At 35.3% G+C, this 1,129-nt stretch carries 1 protein-coding gene; it reads right to left on the bottom strand.

Annotated elements, in window-relative coordinates; all coding sequences use genetic code 11:
• Positions 1 to 264: 264 nt before the first annotated feature.
• Positions 265 to 1,059, bottom strand: a complete 795-nt coding sequence (locus tag ACFINU_RS09960; protein ID WP_375667685.1) for a type IV secretion system protein — start codon at positions 1,057 to 1,059, stop codon at positions 265 to 267.
• Positions 1,060 to 1,129 lie beyond the last annotated feature (70 nt).

Genomic DNA, 1,129 nt, shown 5'->3' with positions numbered 1-1,129 from the left:
TTTTGAGGAAATGTCCGTGACATATGTTTTTGTTATCTGATCAATTTTATTGAAAAGTTGCGTGAACACTGTAAAGTTCATGGAATTCCTCTTTAACAAATTTTCAACTTTTTATCACCTTGAAATATAGATATATGCCAAACGCGTTATTTGCATTTATACATTACCTAAGTGTTTTCAGCACGATATCTTGGCTTTGATAAAATCTTTGTGCCCCTCTGAATTGTTCGGATAGTACTGAACCTTCTACAGTGGCTTTTGTTTTTATCGTATGGTAGGCATCCCTTTTGCTTCATGGTTAAAAAATTTCATACTAAGTTCGCGTTTTTTCCTTTTGATAAGTGATTGCTCAGCGTCACGTAAATGCGCTACCATTTCCATCTTTATAAATTCATTTTGGATCATCGCTAACGAACCATCGATATGTGCTTGAAGATCTGCAGTATCTTTCAGCTCTTCTTTTGTTGGAAGTTCATCTAATAGATTTCTGAGGTATTGAAAACGATTTTCTACGTTTTCAAAACTTTTTAAACTTACAGCTTTATCTTGTATCGATGCAAATTGTAAACGCTCAGAAATAGCTTTGCCCATTTGATCAAAAGTCCCAGAAATTTTGTTTTCGTCCTCTAATACCTTTTGATATGATTCCCTTGAAAGCTTATCTTTCTTATAGAGCGCTTCTGGCTCTTTGAGAAAAAAACTAGAAAAGTCTATTTTCTGAGGTCCAGTTTTTTGACTATTTGTTATAGCCTGATAGGTTTTTTCTGTTTGCGAAATTTGTTCTTTTTTTAACTCAAGCTGTTTTTTTAAGAGCTCAATAATTTCTCCTTTTTTTAATAGATTAATAAGCTCCAGATATTCTGCAGGTGGAGTAGGTGGTGTCGGTGGAGCTGGAAGAGCAGGTGGTGGTGGTGGAGAGGGATTCTTTATTGTCTTATTATCTACAGTCTTCGGAATACATACCGTCTTAAAAGTTCTGGAGCTCCAGTAACAATCATTAGCGAGAGCTGACGTTCCAAAAATTATACTGATCGCTATAATGATAATTATCTTTTTCATCTGTCTCCTCGCTTAATTTCGGCAGGGATTGTTTTATTAATAGGCACACGGTTCCTATCATTGGGCTGTT

The sequence above is a fragment of the Bartonella sp. AC130YNZD genome, from assembly GCF_042196865.1.
In the GTDB taxonomy this organism is placed as follows: Bacteria; Pseudomonadota; Alphaproteobacteria; order Rhizobiales; family Rhizobiaceae; genus Bartonella.
Note: the sequence above shows the minus strand (reverse complement) of the source record. Positions and strands in the feature narration are given on the sequence as shown.